We start from the raw sequence: 700 nt of genomic DNA on the forward strand, positions 1-700 counted from the left end.
GCTCTCAATTGCGGCTGCATCCGCCAAAGCCGGCGGCGCCGACGGAGCCGCCGCATCCGTGGGCGGTGCAGCCGACGCCAGGCGATTTCATTCGCGCCTGCGTCGATCACTTCGCGAGTCTCGCGCCGGGCGGCTGGCAACTCGACGAGTATGCGTGCAGGTCGTCGAACGTCAGCTATCGCTGGTCGCGCGGCGACTCGAACGTCGCAATGCTGATGGCCGCCGCGCCGCTCGCGCAGATCGACACGAGCGGCGATCACGCCAGCTACGTCGAGCCGCTGACGCTGCGGCCGGGCGGCGACGATCCGATCGACGGCTTCGACGGCGTGCGCTTGCGGATGCTGTCGGTGTTCCAGCTGCTCGGCGTCGATCTGACGTTCATGCCGCAGCAGGGCCCGCCGCCGAAGAGCCTCGCGGCGCAGACGCTGAACCAACTGCATCCGGGCTCGGCGCCCGCGGCGCCGACATGGCAGACGTGGCGCATGACGGCAGCGCTCGGCGAGATGCCGCCGGACAGCCTGATCAAGTATCTCGACGAACCGGGCGTGCGCGTCGAGACCCTGTCGTACAAGGCGGGGCAATGGACCCTGGACGGAGTGCTGTATGAGAAATGACAACGCGTGGATCGTAGGCGCACTGGTCTGCGGGCTCATGGGCCCCACGGTCGCGCTCGCGCAGGCCGCCGCGCCGGCGCCGGTAT

1 protein-coding gene is annotated in these 700 nt (G+C 69.4%); it reads left to right on the forward strand.

Annotation, left to right across the window (positions count from 1 at the left end; genetic code table 11):
- A partial coding sequence (gene pilO2 / locus GXB81_RS31185; RefSeq protein WP_205991228.1) for a type 4b pilus protein PilO2 occupies window positions 1–614 on the forward strand: 614 nt, incomplete at its 5' end.
- Window positions 615–700: the final 86 nt, after the last annotated feature.

Origin of the sequence: Paraburkholderia sp. Ac-20336, assembly GCF_017105025.1 — a bacterium.
In the GTDB taxonomy this organism is placed as follows: Bacteria; Pseudomonadota; Gammaproteobacteria; order Burkholderiales; family Burkholderiaceae; genus Paraburkholderia.